The organism is Gloeotrichia echinulata CP02 (genome assembly GCA_038087035.1).
In the GTDB taxonomy this organism is placed as follows: domain Bacteria; phylum Cyanobacteriota; class Cyanobacteriia; order Cyanobacteriales; family Nostocaceae; genus Gloeotrichia; species Gloeotrichia echinulata.
The window spans coordinates 5,541,972-5,559,398 of sequence record CP051187.1 but is presented as its reverse complement, the minus strand read 5'-3'; the positions used below and the strand labels follow the sequence as shown (position 1 = coordinate 5,559,398).

General features: G+C 39.5%; 13 protein-coding genes. 10 read left to right on the top strand and 3 right to left on the bottom strand.

All coding sequences use genetic code 11. The annotated features are described in order from the left end of the window. The first annotated feature begins 350 nt into the window (after nucleotides 1–350). From HEQ19_24595 to HEQ19_24560, 8 genes are all read left to right on the top strand, one after another. Nucleotides 351–1,493: a radical SAM protein gene (locus HEQ19_24595; GenBank protein WYM02198.1), complete on the top strand. Its 1,143-nt coding sequence runs from the start codon at nucleotides 351–353 to the stop codon at nucleotides 1,491–1,493. A gap of 277 nt (nucleotides 1,494–1,770) precedes the next feature. Further along, nucleotides 1,771–2,799 (top strand): hypothetical protein, encoded by a 1,029-nt coding sequence (locus HEQ19_24590; protein WYM02197.1) that lies wholly within the window; start codon nucleotides 1,771–1,773, stop codon nucleotides 2,797–2,799. Next, nucleotides 2,796–3,242, top strand: coding sequence for a hypothetical protein (locus HEQ19_24585; GenBank protein ID WYM02196.1), 447 nt, complete (start codon nucleotides 2,796–2,798; stop codon nucleotides 3,240–3,242). Before HEQ19_24590 ends, HEQ19_24585 begins: the two co-directional genes overlap by 4 nt. Beyond that, a complete protein-coding gene (locus tag HEQ19_24580) occupies nucleotides 3,187–4,209 on the top strand; it encodes a UbiA family prenyltransferase (GenBank protein WYM02195.1) in 1,023 nt (340 codons plus the stop codon). The genes HEQ19_24585 and HEQ19_24580 overlap by 56 nt, the downstream gene beginning before the upstream one ends. 215 nt (nucleotides 4,210–4,424) lie before the next feature. Continuing rightward, on the top strand, nucleotides 4,425–7,055 hold the full coding sequence (locus tag HEQ19_24575) for a PEP/pyruvate-binding domain-containing protein (protein WYM02194.1): 2,631 nt from the start codon (nucleotides 4,425–4,427) through the stop codon (nucleotides 7,053–7,055). A 111-nt stretch (nucleotides 7,056–7,166) separates the two neighbouring features. Then, nucleotides 7,167–8,279 (top strand): DUF3419 family protein, encoded by a 1,113-nt coding sequence (locus tag HEQ19_24570; protein ID WYM02193.1) that lies wholly within the window; start codon nucleotides 7,167–7,169, stop codon nucleotides 8,277–8,279. Nucleotides 8,280–8,402: 123 nt separating this feature from the next. Beyond that, the gene (locus HEQ19_24565) at nucleotides 8,403–9,416 is read left to right on the top strand and encodes a GNAT family N-acetyltransferase (GenBank protein WYM02192.1); all 1,014 of its coding nucleotides are present in this window, start codon (nucleotides 8,403–8,405) and stop codon (nucleotides 9,414–9,416) included. A gap of 92 nt (nucleotides 9,417–9,508) precedes the next feature. Then, nucleotides 9,509–11,086, top strand: coding sequence for an AMP-binding protein (locus HEQ19_24560; protein ID WYM02191.1), 1,578 nt, complete (start codon nucleotides 9,509–9,511; stop codon nucleotides 11,084–11,086). 42 nt (nucleotides 11,087–11,128) lie between these two features. On the opposite strand, the gene HEQ19_24555 is transcribed toward HEQ19_24560, so the two are convergent. The 3 genes from HEQ19_24555 to HEQ19_24545 all read right to left on the bottom strand — a co-directional run bounded on the left by HEQ19_24555 (nucleotide 11,129) and on the right by HEQ19_24545 (nucleotide 14,539). Then, the gene (locus HEQ19_24555) at nucleotides 11,129–11,650 is read right to left on the bottom strand and encodes a Ycf51 family protein (protein WYM02190.1); all 522 of its coding nucleotides are present in this window, start codon (nucleotides 11,648–11,650) and stop codon (nucleotides 11,129–11,131) included. Between the two features lie 733 nt (nucleotides 11,651–12,383). Next, nucleotides 12,384–13,712, bottom strand: a complete 1,329-nt coding sequence (locus HEQ19_24550; GenBank protein WYM03589.1) for an O-antigen ligase family protein — start codon at nucleotides 13,710–13,712, stop codon at nucleotides 12,384–12,386. Next, entirely contained in the window at nucleotides 13,694–14,539 is an 846-nt protein-coding gene (locus tag HEQ19_24545) for a YaaW family protein (protein ID WYM02189.1), read from the bottom strand. The genes HEQ19_24550 and HEQ19_24545 overlap by 19 nt, the downstream gene beginning before the upstream one ends. Before the next feature lie 599 nt (nucleotides 14,540–15,138). On the opposite strand from HEQ19_24545, the gene HEQ19_24540 reads away from it, so the two are divergent. Continuing rightward, on the top strand, nucleotides 15,139–15,513 hold the full coding sequence (locus tag HEQ19_24540) for a hypothetical protein (protein WYM02188.1): 375 nt from the start codon (nucleotides 15,139–15,141) through the stop codon (nucleotides 15,511–15,513). Between the two features lie 194 nt (nucleotides 15,514–15,707). After that, complete coding sequence (locus HEQ19_24535; protein ID WYM02187.1) at nucleotides 15,708–17,414, top strand: AIPR family protein; 1,707 nt, start codon at nucleotides 15,708–15,710, stop codon at nucleotides 17,412–17,414. The last annotated feature ends 13 nt before the right edge of the window (nucleotides 17,415–17,427 follow it).

The following is a 17,427-nucleotide window of genomic DNA, read 5'->3' as shown; positions in this document are numbered from 1 at the left end:
TCCCATAACCACAGATACTTGTAGGGGCGCAAGGCCTTGCGCCCCAAAAGCGTGGTCTTATTTACGGGAAGATTCTATAAATTGCAATTAGCCAAAAAATAAAATAATAATTAAATTTACACCTATCCAAGAGTTTTAAACTGTATTCTAACTATGTGTTTTATATAGTAATCATATTTGATTTCTGAAAAAATCTCAGTATCTGTAGGCTAGGCAATGCCAAGCACATCCAGGTTTTGTAAGGCATAGCCCTACCTACGTATATTTCAAAAATCAAATATTAGTCCTATATCTAATAAAAAAATACTTCTGTAAGCAACTATTAAAATACACAAAATAATAGATAAATTATGAATTCCCTGCTAGCAAACTTGCGTCTAAAGTGGTTTTTAGCTACTAGCGCTCTTGACTATAGTGCAGATTTTGTGAATATACTTTATCGAATTTATTTGAATCATAACAAAATCATACATTTTCGCAACGGTTATCCGGTTTATTCATTATCTACGCCAGCTTTATTTAGTAAGCCAGCAGCTAACTTTATTTCTCGTATTTTATATCGAAGTATTCAAAACAAAAATTTACCAAATATGATGAGCTTTGCCGTCAATGATATTTGTAATGCTACTTGCGAGCATTGCAGTTTCTTTACGGCGGTGGAGGAGAAAGGTAGACATTGTTTGACATTAGAACAGGCTCAAAAGTTGATTCAAGATTCCCAGGATTTGGGTGTATCGGTGATTAATTTTGTAGGTGGTGAACCTTTATTAAGAGAAGATTTACCGGAAATAATTAGTTCTGTAAATAAAGATTTCGCCACAACTATTTTATTTACTAATGGTTGGAATTTAGCTGAACGAGCGATAGAGCTTAAAAAAGCTGGTTTAGATAGTATTTATATCAGTATTGATTCAGCTAATCGAGATAAACACGACAGCTTTCGCTCAAAACAAGGTTTATTTGATCAGGCAATTAAAGGAATAAAAAAAGCCAAAAAATTAGGTTTTTCTTGCGGAATTTCTACCACAATGACCCCAGAATCTTATGCGGAAGGAGAGTTAGATAAAATTGTCGAATTAGCTAAAGAAATTGGAATTCATGAGGTTTTAGTTTTTGATGCATTACCAACAGGAAGATATAAACAACGTGAGGATTTAGTCGATAATCACCACTGGGTAGAAGAGATGATTCATTCAGCCAGAAAATACAACCAAAATCCTAGTTATCCGGGAGTGGTTTTCTTTGCTTATTTTTCTAGCTACAAAAGTGTGGGTTGTTCTTGCGGTACTAGTTATTTTTACACTTCTCCCTATGGTGACATTATGTCTTGTGATTTCAATCATGCTAAGTTTGGTAATATTCTTGAAGAACCTCTTTGGAAAATTTGGGATAGGCTCACAACTTTACCAGAATTTTGTCAGGCTAAATGGGGAGGATGCAAAATTAAAGATTCTGAATTTCGCCAAAAAGAAGTGGTATCTGGTGGTAAATAAAAAACCTCTTATTTCCCTCCTCGGTCGCAATGATACAATACATACAGCAATTTTTATTTCTTTGAACCACAGATCCTTGTAGGGGCGCAAGGCCTTGCGCCCCTACAAAGGCCTTGCGCCCCTACCAAGGCCTTGCGCCCCAAAAGCGTGGTCTATTTACCTGAAAATCATTGTAATATCTGTACCTCATTTACCTGCAATCTGCTGTAATTCAAAACTCCAGGTTTCAACATGGACTAGGTTTAAATATAAAATCCCTAAAATCCTCAATTATCTTATGATTTCATCTCTCGTTTTTAGTCCAATTTTTGCTAATTGTAGCTTTGATAAAACTCCAACTGTACCGATTGTAATATTTGAGTTGTTTGTTGTTGCAGTGTTTGCTGGGTCTTTATTGTTTCTATCTAAAATTAAAGATAGAATTTGGCTCAGGTTTGCCATTATGGCTGTGGGAGTGTTGATATTTGAGTTATTTACGGCTCCTATGTGGAATAATCATAAGATGGGTCAGTGGGCTTATCTATATCATGATGTGAGTTGGGTGCTGACAATTGGTTGGACTTCTTTGATAATGATGGTTGTTTTGTTGGTAGATAGGTTATTACCAACCGTTAAAGAGTGGAAGCGATTTTTTTTGTACTTAGTGATATTAACCTTCACCATTATTTGGTTAGAAATGTTGGTGGTAAATATCGGTATACGCAGTTATTCTCCTGAGGTACAAAAGGCTATATCTGGTGTGTTTATTTGGGGAGTTCCGATAGAACTTCTGTACTACACACCAGTATTTACAGGTTTAATTATTAGCTTTTATAAATATTGGACTTTTGTCATTGAGGATGTGCCATTAGTACCTTTAAAGCGGATAAAATGGCTGCGGGATTTTATAATTACTTTTCTTGGCGTCTTTTTGTTGGAAGTGATGGTTGAGCCGATGGTACAGAATCAAAAACTTCCTCAGTGGTCGTATATATTCCACGATATTAGTTTTTTGATTACTGGAATGTGGATTGCAATTATTGCTGTGACGGCTATTTTAGTTGGGAAGTTTTTTAGCTATTTTCCGATGGGTTACCGATTTTTAGTGGCTTTAAGTATTACAACTATTCTCGCAGTTCCGCTTGAGTCTTGGTTGATTGTTAATGGTTTTAGGGTATATAGTGCTAGCGCTCAAAAGTTTTATCTAGGTGTGTTAATTCCTGGTTTAAATGTGCCTGTGGAAATAGCTTTTGCGATTCCTTGTTATATGGCGTTAATTATTGCTTTTATTCGGTATTGGGAAAATCTATTGGATAACAGTTTATGATGTTTTTTTTCCGAAATCCAGCACTGATTTGTTTGGGTGCGTTAATTGTATTTATATCCATAGCAGTAATTTCTGGTGGAATTGAAAATGCTGGGATGATTGTATCTGCTTCCATTGTTTGTACTTTGGGAATTAGTCTACTGATATGGATTCCCCTTTGCTGGGTTGTTGGTTGGACTGTATTTGAAATTTGCAGTTTGTTGTTTGGAGAAGAACGGATGAGAAGAGCTTTTAGAATAGCAACTGCTGATGCTGATCAAACGCCAATAAATCTACCAATTAATAATACCGAACTATTATCTTTAGTTGATTACATCAAAAAATGTCAAAGACAAGGTTGGAGTGATACGCAAATTTATAGCAGGTTAAAAGCGCGGGGATGGGAAGATGAAGAAATTGAACAAGCTCAAAACCTCGCCAATTCTCGAAGAGAAGAAACTTGATTCTGTGGTTGATTTTAAATCAAATTTGAAACGTAATATTAAAAAATGGTGGGTATATCAACAGGAGCGTTTCCCTGTCATCAAAAATGGGTTGTTAATTGCGGTTTTTAGTAGCTCTGCAGTTTGTTACTCTGTTTTATTGCGGGGTGGAAAAATAAATTTTTATCCTCTATTTGCTGCTTTTTTTGTGGCCTTTACGTGTGTGTTTTTATTCTTTTTACAACTGCGGATAGCCGATGAATTTAAGGATTTTGCAGACGATAGCCTTTACCGTGCTTACCGTCCAGTTCCGAGAGGTTTAATTAGTTTACCAGAGTTGGGTTGGTTGGGTGTTATGAGTGCGATCGCTCAGTTGGGTTTGAGTTTCTGGTTGGCGCCATCGTTAATTTTACCTTTAGGTGCTGTTTGGCTTTACTTGGGTTTGATGAGCAAAGAGTTTTTTATAGCGCAGTGGCTCAAAGCTCATCCGTTAATTTATATGTTGAGCCATATGGTGATTTTACCACTCATCAATCTGTATAGTACTGCCTGTGATTGGTTGGTGGCTGGGACTATAATTCCTGTAAATAGCTTCTGGTTTTTATTAGCTAGCTTTTTTAATGGGATGGTGATCGAAATTGGTCGCAAAATTCGAGTTCCTAGCGATGAAGAGTTTGGCGTTGATACCTATAGCGCAGTTTGGGGATATCAAAAAGCTGTGAAAGCTTGGCTTTTGGTACTTCTGTTAACTGCAGTTACAGCTGTTTGCGCCGCAAATCAATTGCTGTTTCTGCTTCCTGTTGCTGCTTTGTTACTGGTAATGTTTGCTTGTGCTGTGGGGGTCGCTTGGTTATTTATCAAAAAACCTACAACTCGAAAAGCAAATGCAATTGAAACGATGTCTGGATTATGGACTTTGTTAGTTTACCTCAGTTTGGGTATCTTACCAATGTTGTTACATTCCCCAAAATTACAGGACTTACGCTAGTGTCACATTTAAAGAATGGTGCGTGACGCCACAAGTCTTGTGACTACGTACAATATTTATCGCTGCGTCACGCACCCTACAATTATTATTGTGCCAGTTGCGTAAGTCCTAAATTACTATAAATCTAAAATTGTTTGACTAATGACTAATGACTAATAACAAATAACCAATGACGACCAAAGCTAGTATGGTTTATTCACCCCGATCTACTTAATATGAATTATATTCTGCGTTTGGAAAATCAAGCCACAGAGTCTTTATTGGGTGGTAAGGCCAAAGCTTTAGGACAGTTGGAAAAAGCAGGTTTTCTGATTCCCAAGGGGTTTGTTGTCTCCAGCGCAGCGTGGGAATTTAGTCTCACAACAGAACAACTCTCTGGCTGGAAAAGTATTCAAGATGAGTCGGAAATAGCAGCTTTATTATTAAAATTACAAAGGTTACACCAAAATTTCCCACAAATACAACTTCACCCATTGATTTTACAAGAATTACAGCAGGCTTTAGCTGAACTTTCTCCAAGTGGCGAACTAGTAGCAGTACGTTCTTCTGCTGTGGAGGAGGATGGTTTGCAATATTCTTTTGCAGGACAGTTAGAAAGCTTTTTGAATGTATCCTTGGAGGAAGTAGCCGAAAAAATTACTCTGGTTTGGCGATCGCGTTTCTCTGAGCGCGTGTTAATGTACTGTCGTGAACGGGGATTAAGCCTCATTCCCCAACCCCCTGCAGTGTTGATTCAACGTATGGTGTATCCTCAAGTGGCTGGAGTGGCTTTTGGGGTAGAACCTGTAACCGGAACCCAGGGAATAGCTGTGGTTAGTGCTGTCTCTGGTAATGGTGCTTCTTTGGTTTCGGGGGAAAGTGACGCAGATAGTTATTATGTGGATCGAGCAGGTAAGATTATTAAGTGTCAGATTGTTGATCAACCAGTGCTAGATGATGGGCAAGTTCAAGCAGTCGCAGGTTGCGTGCGTCAAGCTGGGAGATATTTTCACCGTCCCCAGGATATTGAGTGGGCGATCGCCAATGGACAACTCTACCTCCTACAATCCCGTCCCATTACGACTTTAGGGCAAATCGCACAACCAGATGGTGTCCTGAATTTATGGGATAATAGTAATATAGCTGAAAGCTATAGTGGTGTTACCCAACCCCTGACGTTTAGCTTTGCCCGTAAAGCCTATGAAGAAGTATACCGTCAATTTTGCCATTTTATGGGCGTACCTCCAGCTAAAATTGCCCAACATCATGATACCTTTGCCCGGATGATTGGCTTAATTCGCGGGCGTGTTTTTTATAACCTGCTCAGTTGGTATAAAGTTCTGGCTTTGTTGCCCGGTTTTACTGTGAATCGGCGCTTTATGGAGCAAATGATGGGGGTAAAAGAATCTTTGCCGGACAGTATTATCGCGGAGTTACAGGCGGCAACTTGGCAAAATCGGTTACAAGATAGTTGGTATTTGTGCAAGACTGTTGTGGGTTTAATTAGTAACTATTTTTTGCTCCCAGTTCGGATTCAGCAATTTTATACCAGAATAAATCAAGCTCTGTCTTTGCCATCACTGAATTTAGAGCATTGGCGTGCGGATGAGTTGGCTACTTATTATCGCCAAATTGAGGGTAAATTACTGACTCATTGGGATGCACCCTTAATTAATGATTTTTTTGCCATGATTTTTTATGGTTTATTGCGAAGTCTGACAGCCAAATGGTGTGGTGATGAATTAGGAAGTCTTCAAAATGATTTGATTGGCTTAGAGGGAGGTGTTATTAGTGCAGAACCTGCCAAAAGAATGCAGAAAATGGCAAATTTAGCCTCAGAAAATCCTGAGTTTGCCAAATTACTTTGCCAAGGTTCGTTAGATGCTATTTTACAAGTAATGGAAACCATACCACAGTTTCAGTTAGAGTATCAGGAATATATCGAAAAATTTGGCGATCGCTGTTTGGATGAATTGAAGCTAGAAAGTCCGACATTACACGATCAGCCTTTGCTGTTGTTGCGTGGAATTGGGCAATTAATCCAGATGGGTGTCATCTACCGAAACAAACCAATTATATCTTTTCGTCAAGCCGCCGAACAAAAAGCACATCAGGCTTTAAGAGCCAATCCTCTACGCAAATTAATATTCAATTGGGTATTAAACAACGCCAGAAAACGAGTGCAATCGCGGGAAAATTTGCGGTTTGAACGAACTCGTGTTTTTGGTAGAGCTAGACGGGTTTTTGTTGAATTGGGACGGCGTTTTTATGCTTTAGATTTACTGATATCTCCAGCAGATATTTTCTATTTAGAAGTAAACGAAATTCTCATGTTTATTGAAGGTACAACTACCTGCACCAATTTAAAAGGATTAGTAGCATTACGTAAAGCTGAATTTGCCGAATATTATTTACAGACGCCGCCCTCATCTCGTTTTGCAACTCGTGGTATTGTTCACCAAGGTAATTCTTTTCAACAGGAGAATTTAACTGCAAAACAAGAAGAATTAAGCCAACAAAAACAAGGAATTGCTTGCTCCCCAGGTGTTGTGCGTGGTCATGTACGTGTAATTTTTGATCCCCAAGAAGTTTTAACTAACGATAATAATAACCTGTTAACCAGTGGTACAATTCTTGTTGCCGAACGTACAGACCCTGGTTGGATTTTGCTATTTCCTAGCGCTGCAGGCTTGCTAGTAGAACGTGGTAGCTTGCTGTCTCATGCAGCAATTGTCGCCAGGGAATTGGGTATACCCGCCATAGTTTCAATTTCTGGGGTGACTCAGTGGTTAAAGGATGGAGATTTGGTAGAAATGGATGGTAGTACAGGAAAAATTACTCGGTTACAGGGATTTTCAGGTACATAGACCACGCTTTTGGGGCGCAAGGCCTTGCGCCCCTACGAGGATTTATGGTTCAAAAAAATCAACAAAAATACCCAATTCCCGATGACCAATGGCTAATGCCCACAATATATAATGCCAAGTGAAATTACAGCTAAAGCAGATTTTTCTGATATTCGTTATGCCCAATGTTGGGAAGATACGGACATCTTAATAGAAGCTCTCGACATTCAATCAAGTGATGTTTGTCTCTCTATAGCTTCGGCTGGAGATAATACCTTAGCAATGTTAAGCCGTAACCCCAAAAAAGTGATTGCAGTGGATTTAAATCCTGCACAAATTGCTTGTTTGGAGTTGAAGGTTGCAGCATACCGAGAATTAAACCACACCGAACTGCTAATGTTAATTGGTTCCATCGTTGCTGATGGTCGAGATCGCATTCAATTATATCATCGTTGCTGTAGTCAGTTATCGCCAAATACAAAGCAATTTTGGGACTCGCGCCCAGCAATTATTGCTCAAGGTATCGGGAGGGCTGGTAAATTTGAGCGCTATTTAGCTTTATTTAGTGATAGAGTTTTGCCGTTAATTCATAATCGCCAAAAAATTAGTGATGCTCTTGTAAATAAAGCCCCGTCCCAGCGTCTGGCTTTTTATGAAGAGGAGTGGAATAATTGGCGATGGCGATTATGTTTTAAGCTATTTTTTTCTCGGTTTTTACTAGGACGTTTAGGACGCGACCCCAGTTTTTTTGATTATGTTCAAGATAATAGTATCGCCAAGCATCTTTTACAGCGAACTCGCTACGCTATGACAATTTTAAATCCTAGCGAAAATCCTTATTTACAATGGATTGCTACAGGACAACATCTGAAAGCATTACCCTGCGCTTTTAGGCTGGAAAACTTTGATAAAATTCGCGATAATCTTGATCGCTTAGAATGGTATTGCATCGCCATTGAAGATTTTATAGAAACTATTGATGATAATTATTTTGATAAATTTAATTTAAGTAATATTTTTGAATATATGTCTGTCGAAAATTACTACAAGCTATTAAAACAATTGGTACGTGTCGGTAAAAGTGGCGGTCGTTTAGCTTATTGGAACCTCCTGACAAAGCGTTGTAGCAATCAAAATACGCATTTTTTATTAAAACCTCTCGATGATATTGCCCAAAGACTGTATCAACAAGATAAAGCTTTTTTTTACAGTAACTTTATAGTAGAAGAAATTAGGGAAAAATAATTCTGAATTTTATTTATATTCATAATTTTTACAGCATCTTGCTGTAAATAGACCACGCGGTAAGGGCGCAAGGCCTTGCGCCCCTACAATGACAAATGAAAAATCAAAAATGACCAATGACAAATGCAAAAATTAATTACTGTTAATACTCTCGAACAGCAGCAATATGCTAAATTTTTACAAAAACAAAAACAATGGTCTTTTAGCATACAAAACCTTGATTTTAAAGATATAAATATTCACCGTCCTAACCTCCATTATCTGTTAGTCAGAGATAACAGCGATGTGGTGGGACGTTGTTCTTTGTGGTGGGAGAAAACCCCATCATTACCAGACCACCAAGTGGGTTTAATCGGACATTATGCTGTTACCGATGCAGAAGCAGCAGCTGATCTATTGGATGCTGCTTGCACTCAATTAAAGGCTTCAGGCTGCACCTTGGCTATTGTACCGATGGATGGTAATACTTGGAACAGTTACCGCTTGTTGGTAGAAAGGGGTAAACACCCGGTTTTTTTCTTGGAACCAGATAATCCCGATGATTGGCCGCAACATTTTGGCGATCGCAACTTTAAAATCCTGGCAAATTACACTTCCGCTTTGAATACTAATTTATCCCAAACAGATGATCGTTTGCACAAAGTTAGTCAGCGTTTAAATAAAATTGGTGTATCAATTCGTTCGGCAAATTTACAAAGTTTTGAGTTAGAATTACACAAGATTTATGATGTCGCCATTCAAAGCTTTCGCCATAATTTCTTGTTCACATCCATTAGTGAAACAGAATTTATTACTCGATACCTTTCTTTATTACCCTACGTCCAACCGGAATTAGTCTTAATCGCCGAACATAACGATAATCCTGTCGGTTTTATATTTGCTATACCTGACTTTCTGCAAAAAATACGAGGAGAAAATATCAATACTATCATCATTAAAACTGTCGCTATAATCCCCAATCGTATCTATGCAGGTTTAGGCAATTTACTAGTAGCAAAATGTCAGCAAATAGCTGTCCAGCTAGGTTATTCCCAAGCTATTCACGCATTGATGCATGATAATAATCCTTCAATAAATTTAAGTAAACGCTATGCTCAAACAATAAGGCGGTATCGTCTTTTTGCAAAAGAATTGTGAATAAAATAACAAATGACAAATGACAAATGACAAATAACAAATAACAAATGACAAATGACAAATGACAAATGACAAGTTGATGATGGCTACTTATGAATATAGTCAATATCCTCAATAATGTGGCAGATGCTTATCCCCAAGTACCAGCCATTATTGATACCCATAAAGGGCTGAGTCGTACTACTACCTTTGCTGAATTGGAAAAATCAGCCGCCAAGGTTTCCACCCTATTGCGTCAAAATGGTTTGCAAAAGGGTGATGCTGTACTGATTTTCTACCCCATGTCAGCAGAACTGTATATTACTTTACTAGCATTATTTCGCTTAGGGCTAATAGCCATGTTTTTAGACCCTAGTGCAGGTAAAAAACACATCGAGTATTGCTGTAGTTTATACCAGCCACAAGCACTGATTGCTAGTGATAAAGCACACCTATTGCGGTTGCGATCGCCTGCTTTACGTCATATCCCCTTAAAGTTTGTTATTGGTTTTCCTCTACCGGGTGCAATATCTTGGAAAATTGCCAAAAAACTAGAACCTGACTCGGAAATTGTCCCCTGTCAACCAGATACTCCAGCTTTAATCACATTTACTAGCGGTAGCACAGCCCAACCCAAAGCCGCACTACGTACTCACGGGTTTTTGTTAGCCCAATACCAAGTTTTATCACAGACTCTCCAACTGAAAGCCAAAGATATAGACCTAGCAACTTTACCAATTTTTGTCTTTGCCAATTTAGCAGCTGGTTTAACTACCTTAATTCCCAATGTAGATTTACGAACACCAGGAAAAACATCTGTAAAACCTGCGATCGCCCAAATCTTAACTCACAAACCTTCTCGGACTGTAGCATCTCCTGGATTTTTGTCTGTATTGGCAGAATATTGTCAAGAACAGGGTTTAACTTTACCTAGCCTGGAAAAAATCTTTATTGGTGGCGCCCCTGTAATGCCGAGAATACTATCAACATTACAGCAGATTGCCCCCAACGCTGAGATTGAGATCGTCTATGGTTCCACCGAAGCAGAACCCATTGCCCATATTTCTTACCAGAATATCCCACCAGCAGATATTGCTGCAACCCTAGCAGGACGGGGTTTATTAGTAGGAAAACCTGTATCTGCAATTCAACTAAAAATAATTAGTTCTTCTTGGGGTAAACCTATTACTTCTTATACTAGCCTAGAATTTGATGCTGCTTGCCTACCTGCAGAAAATCCTGGTGAAATCGTTGTTAGTGGGAACCATGTTTTACCAGGATATTTATACGGACATGGTAATGACCAAACAAAGTTTACTGTAAATGGTACTCCGTGGCACAGAACCGGGGATGCTGGATACATTGATACACAAGGTCAGTTGTGGCTTTTAGGTCGCTGCTTAGGATGTATAAAAGATGTAGATGGTACTTTATATCCCTTAGAGGTTGAAGGCATATTACAAAATTATCCAGGTATTCGTCGTAGTGCGGTTGTTCTCCATCAGAGAAACCGAATTTTGCTAGTGGAATTAGACAAAAAAAGAGCTTTTGAGGTAAACTGGAAAAAGCTGGAACAATATGCCGCAAATATGCATATTAAAACCGTTAAGGTCTGTCGGCATTTGCCTGTAGATAAACGGCATAATGCGAAAATTGATTACCCCACTCTGATGAAGCTTTTGGAAGGTTGACATCACACCTAGGGTGGGCATTTCCCACCCTACTATTAACTATTAAGCCGTAGGTTTTGGTAATTGAGCGAATTTTTCTGGGTAAATTTCCACCGCCATTTGAGAATCTTCACGAGTCGCGAGCGATCGCTTGAGCTTACCCAAGTATAATGGTACAGAAACCCCAGGTTCTGGGTGAATAATAGTACGGGCGCGAACCGTCAATTGGTTTTCTTCACGTGAACCTAAGCGACCATAGGAATACAGATTACTAGCCGCTTGTCGTAAAGTTGCTTCTAATTGTGTAGGAGTAATTTGCGGTGAGGTAGCAATCACCGCTTGCGTCGAACCATTGTCATAAACCAGAGTAAACTTAGTAGCACCAGGAATCACAGTGCGACTCAAAGGCACTATCGACAGTGCAAATAAACCAGCCGTCACCACCAGCATAAAGCCAGTTGTACCCACCAGCCGAAAGCGGATACCCCATTTGAAAATTAAACCCAAAACCGTGAGTCCGGCGAATACTAACGTAGCTATTCCCGACCATTGGGTATACTGCAGAAAATCAGCTGTTGTGAGCATAAAAGTTGACTACTAAGGCGTCTTTTTTTTCAGTTATCGATAGACTCATTCTACCGAGCGCTGACACCAATTTTATCGGCTATGTGAGGACGATTGTAGGGGATCTAGGGCGTGTTTTCAAAGTCTTATACAATACCACTAAAACGCTGACACATGTAGATTTAGCGTAGGGGCACGGCAATGCCGTGCCCCGGAAGCTGGTATCATATCGTGTGGATTTAGGGGGATCTAAAAATTTATCCGGCTAAACAAATAGTTTGAAATCGCGGGACTAGGCCTTGCGCCCCCGAAGATCATCGAATAACGCCAAAAACCCTTATTTTCCCGTGGGATAACCTAATGATGATACTACAAATGCGAAGCATGATGACAATAATTTCATAAAAAAAATATATGAATTTGAAAAATAGATTGGGTAGGGGCGCAAGGCCTTGCGCCCCTACAATTATTGATGTGTTGGCAATATTTTTTTAATTGCTTAACTTGCAAAAAATGATCCAAAATAAAAGGGCATCTACAAGAGATGCCCGTAATGCATGAAAACCCCTTAAGGAGTATCCATACACCTTCCCAACAATCAGCAACAGTGACTAATTTGCGATTAGCCACACTCACAGTCACAGACGTGAATATAGTAATCTTATTAACTTAGTCATGCGAATGACCTTAGTATATACACGGAAAAAAGCTGGGGTTTTTTGAAATTTCGTGGATGCTAACATTGCCTGAGTCGCTAATTCTGATTAGCATTAAGCCTATCTTCTCGGTTATAGCGGTACACGACTCCACAAGCGGCAGATAATAGCAACCACGAAAGCGTATTCAACCGGAAATCGTATAGGGTTACGTCTACGGTATTGAATAGCACCCAGCCAAACAAGACGAGAAGATAACTAAAAAATATCAACTTATCTTCTGGATCTATATAGTTTGAACGGCGCAAAAGTTGTAGACCTGCAAACAAAATCCAACCAATTAACCCACAAAATAACAGAGTACTTGGCAAACCAGTTTCAGCAGCTAGCATCAAAAAAAAGTTGTGGGGATGACCCAAACTCAGCTGGGTGTGAACTTGATAAAGTGCAGAGAAACTGCGTAATCCCCAGCCATTCCAGGGGTGCTGCTGAGTTAAAGACCAAGCAAATTCCCACTGAGTTTTTCGCATTAAAGCAATTGGTCTGTCAGGATACAGATCATCGTTTAACCGCGCCCAAAAGAAAGCCGGAACGAACCGCCGAAACAACCCAGCGACCGGTGAGGGCGCAAAAGCTGCTAACAAAAAGCTAGCGATCACAGCGGTGACACCACCCACCAGAATCCGCCAACCTTGGTAGAGTGCATAAGCTAAACACGCACAAATTGCGATCGCCCACCCATTGCGTGAGTTGGTCAAAATCAAAGCGATGAAATTGGTAATTGTCGCTGCTGTCAGGAAAAGCAGGGGGGGATGGGTTAACTGTTGACTTTTGACCCTCAGTTGCTGAAAGTTTTCTAACCACAACCCTAACCCCAGGATGAAAATTATCACCAAATAAGCGGCTAAAGTGTTAGCGTGCATGAGGATGGAAGCCATACGCCCTGGTGGTTCGCCCCCAGGTGCTAGAGTCCATTCCAATACAATCCACAAAAACTTGAAGTTCAGATTCCAGCCCAAAAAAAACTGCCCAAAGCCCATAATTACTAATGGCACCGAACCGATGAGCAATATCCAGGCGATTTGTCTTAATTGGGCGATTGTCTGAATTAGACCGCTGAGTCCTGCGAAAATTAAAAAAAACGGGATTAAATTAAACAGTCCCAGAAGAGCCGATGTTTTGTCATCAGCTAAACCAGCGGTAATGATCAGCAATACACTCAAAAGTGCAAATCCCCAATTGAGGGGACGGCGAATAATGGTGCGGTATTGTTGCAACCAGGTTAGCAATGATGCCAAAATTATCCCCACAGCCCCCAAAAATGGACTCAATGGGAAGAAAAGTAGTCCCAATTGAGCCGAATTCCAAGCGGGTTGCAAACTAGGGTGAGGATGGTAAAAAGCCTTGTTCAAGCTGGCTCCCACAATTCTTCAGCATGGGTGAGACGGATTTGAGCTAAAGCGAAAATGGTGGGGATGATTCTACCGTAGTTAGTGGCGATCGCTCTCCATCCCAAATCCGCAAAAAACCAAGCCCACATCATCGGTCCAATCACAGCAAAGATACTGCGAACAGCCCCATAACGAGCCGCACTCATCGTCATACCCCGCCGCGCCATTTGCAGTGTTACATAGCTTTGAAACTGTGTTGTAGCAGCCTCTGTGCCTTTAATTGCTGCTTGTTTCGCTACTTGATAGGTAGCAAAATGCAACGCAAATTGACGGGCGATTTGTTTGAGGACTACCGGAGCGATAACAGATGTCACCGCCAAAGCACTACCGCCTTTAAAAATCAACCCTAATGGGTCACTTTGTAATAAAATTGGTAGGGGTTCCCGTAGTTCTGATTTGCTCAGGTGACGCTGCACCCGCACAGTCAGTTTTTGCTGTTCCGGTTCTGGTAATTTTTTCCACACCTTCCCTAATAGATGTAAAAATACTTCTGCTTCTAAATCAACGGTTGCGAGTTCCTGAGAATAAGGTATTTTTAAATACCTACATACTTGAATAAGCGCCTGTCGGTAAGTTACCTTATTGGTACGTCTTTGCAATACCGTCATCCCATCTGCTGCCAAAAAACGAAAGCGATTTTCTAGGGCGTCTAACCAAGCTTTACGGTCTTGGCTCTGTACCTCAATGGGTTCAGGCGTGCGAACATAGTCTAGGGGATTAAATTTACGACTAAAAAGAATTGCCGTTAAATCCTGCAATTCTTCCTCCGTTGCTAACTCTAAAGCCGCCCTCAGTTCATCCAATGTCCTTCCTCCCTTGCTTGCTGGTTCCTGTACCCTATTCTACTATTAGCTTTCAGCACTCATTAGTAGTCCTTTGTACGAGTCACATTGAGATTGGCGATTGGGGATTGGGATTTTCTCGTGAATAGCTGACTTGAAAAGGTGCTTGATGCTTTAGCCCAAGCGCTGAGTCCAAAATACTCATCGCTAATCCCTTCTGGGCAAGCCGGGAATCACATCAAGTGATTACTTACTATAATAAGTTATTTTTGTTGTAACTTCTTCCATTAACGTATCAATTGTTTGTTTTCTAAATTACATATATTTAACATCAAATCAAAATAGCCACAATCAGCAGTAATTTAGTAAGTAATGTAACTTACACAGCTAGTTAATCTTGACTAAATAGTGGACAATAATCAATTTTAATTATCTAGTCTTACAATTGATCCCCAATAGATTATGATGCGTTTTGTGTAGTTTGCTGGCAATAAATTAGAAATCGTAAATAATTGATATAGAGATCGATTTTCCCTAATTGGCCAGTCTATTCAGTCCTCCTGTGATAACAAAATTGCACTTTGGCATCTTTGCCCAGATAAAAAAGGAGATAAAAACCAATGAAAACCGTAGTCAAATTAACACATCAATCAGTGCTAGGAGAGATTGAAAGTGTTTTAGATACCTATCCATACCATCCTTATCAACAAGCCTTTGCGATTCCTGACTTACGCCAACAACTAATAGCTTTTGTTCTCTACCGTATTCCTTGTCTTGACTACACAAAGTTTGAGGGAAAAATTCTGCTCTCCCATACCGATCAAGAGTTCTTGCTCAACAAATTACCCCGTAGTCCGTTAGAACAGCAACTATACGTACAAAATTTGATTCACCAAGGAATTTACTCTATCTTTCAACAGAAATCAGATTGGATTAGCCATCAGCTTTCTGAAAAAGTTCAACCTGGTTTAGAACCGTCTCACTGGTTTGGTTAATATTTATCATAGGATTTGGCATTGGACAATATAGGATTATTATTTGATTTTTGAAACATCCGTAGGGTGGGCATTGCCCACCCTACTTATGTGGTACAATACTGCGTAAGTTTTGCCCGAAAACCCGCCCAGAACTGGGATAATGTTATGTAATAGTAGCTTGTAAAAACAATTCAAATACTAGCGATCGCTCAATGCCTAAGCCAAATACCAATGCCCAAAAGACTCAAATAATTGAGGTGCTAACGCAAGATTATTTTCCTATGATTCCTCAACTTCCGAGGAATTGGAAGCCAGAGGATCATTATAAAAATCGTCTGAGCCGTTCTTTGGCTGCATTTGCGATCGCCAATCTTGCTGATGTTACTCCTGCTCAAGCCGCTAACTCAATTATCAATGGCGAAAATGATAATGGGATTGACGCAGTTTACTTTGATCGGATTCAAAACTTCCTGTGGTTGGTGCAGGCTAAGGCGGGGAATGCTCCAAACATGGGTGATAATAAAAAATTTTGTGATGGAATTCGGGATCTGGTAGATAGACGCTTTCAAAAATTTAATGAGGGCTTTTCCCGGTTACAGCAAGATGTTGAGGATGCTTTAGACGCAAATAGGCTAAAAATAGTTGGCTGTAATGTGTATCTGGGTGGAAGCCTTGGCTCTCATGTAGTTAATGATCTCAATCAGTTGAAGGAAGAACTGAATAAGTTTGCTGAACGCTTTGAGTGGCGTGATCTCAATATTAGCCAGACTTACGCTTGGCTAACAACAAAACAAGCGATCGCTCCTGTTGATGTCGTCTTGACGTTAGAAAAATGGCATTGTTTAGATCAGCCGCGTAGGGCTTTTTATGGATTAGTTAAGGCTTCTGAACTTGCCTCTTTATATCAAAAGCATAATAAGTCATTATTTGAGCAAAATATTCGTTATTACCTGGGTACGCAGGATGTTAACTTAGCAATTGCTGAAACGGTGAAAGAACAACCATCTGAACTTTTTTATCTCAATAATGGATTAACAATTACTTGTACAAAAATTAGTTTGCCATCTGGACATAATCAGGAATCAACTAAATTTACTCTAGAGGGCTTCTCCATAGTTAATGGAGCGCAGACTGTGGGATCTATTGCATCTGTATTTAATGCGAATAGCTCAATATCTACTGATGCAAAATTATTAGTAACAATTATCGAAGTAGGAACAAAATCAGATAAAATAGGAGTAGAAATTACTAAAGCAAGAAATACACAAAATACTGTACGTGATATTTATTTTGCAGCTTTAGATCCTAATCAAGAACGTTTGCGGCAGGAATGTATGGTATCAAATATTGTCTATCAATATCGCCCATCAGCAGATAATCATGATGCTATCACCATTGAACAAGCTGCAATTGCACTTGCTTGTTTTAGTGGTAATACTGAAATAATTGTTGCAGCTAAGAGAGAGATTAGTCAGCTTTATAAGCGCGAGTACCATTATTCGACACTCTTTAGTGAGCAGCTTTCAGGGATTATCCTTTGTCGCTACGTCCGCATATTTCAATATCTTGATCAGATTTTTACAAATTCTCAAAAAGCGGAGACAGAAAATCGTCGCAAAAAGTTCTATCAGCATGGTAGATTTTTTATTCTATATATTTTATCAAGATGCTATAAACCTTTAATCAATAAGCCAGAAGTTGATTTATCTCAAGATGATGAGACTGAGCTTTCACGAATTGCACTAGAGCTTGCCGAGTTAATTTATACTCTCGCTGAATCTAAATTTGGCAACAACCAGAAGGGATATTTTGCTATTTTTAAGAGTTTAACGGATGTTGTGCCGTTGACTAGCAATGTGATCCAGGAATTAGCTCGCAGGGATGCTCAGGCTGCAAATACGAATATACCTACAGTTTAACTTTTGAGATAGA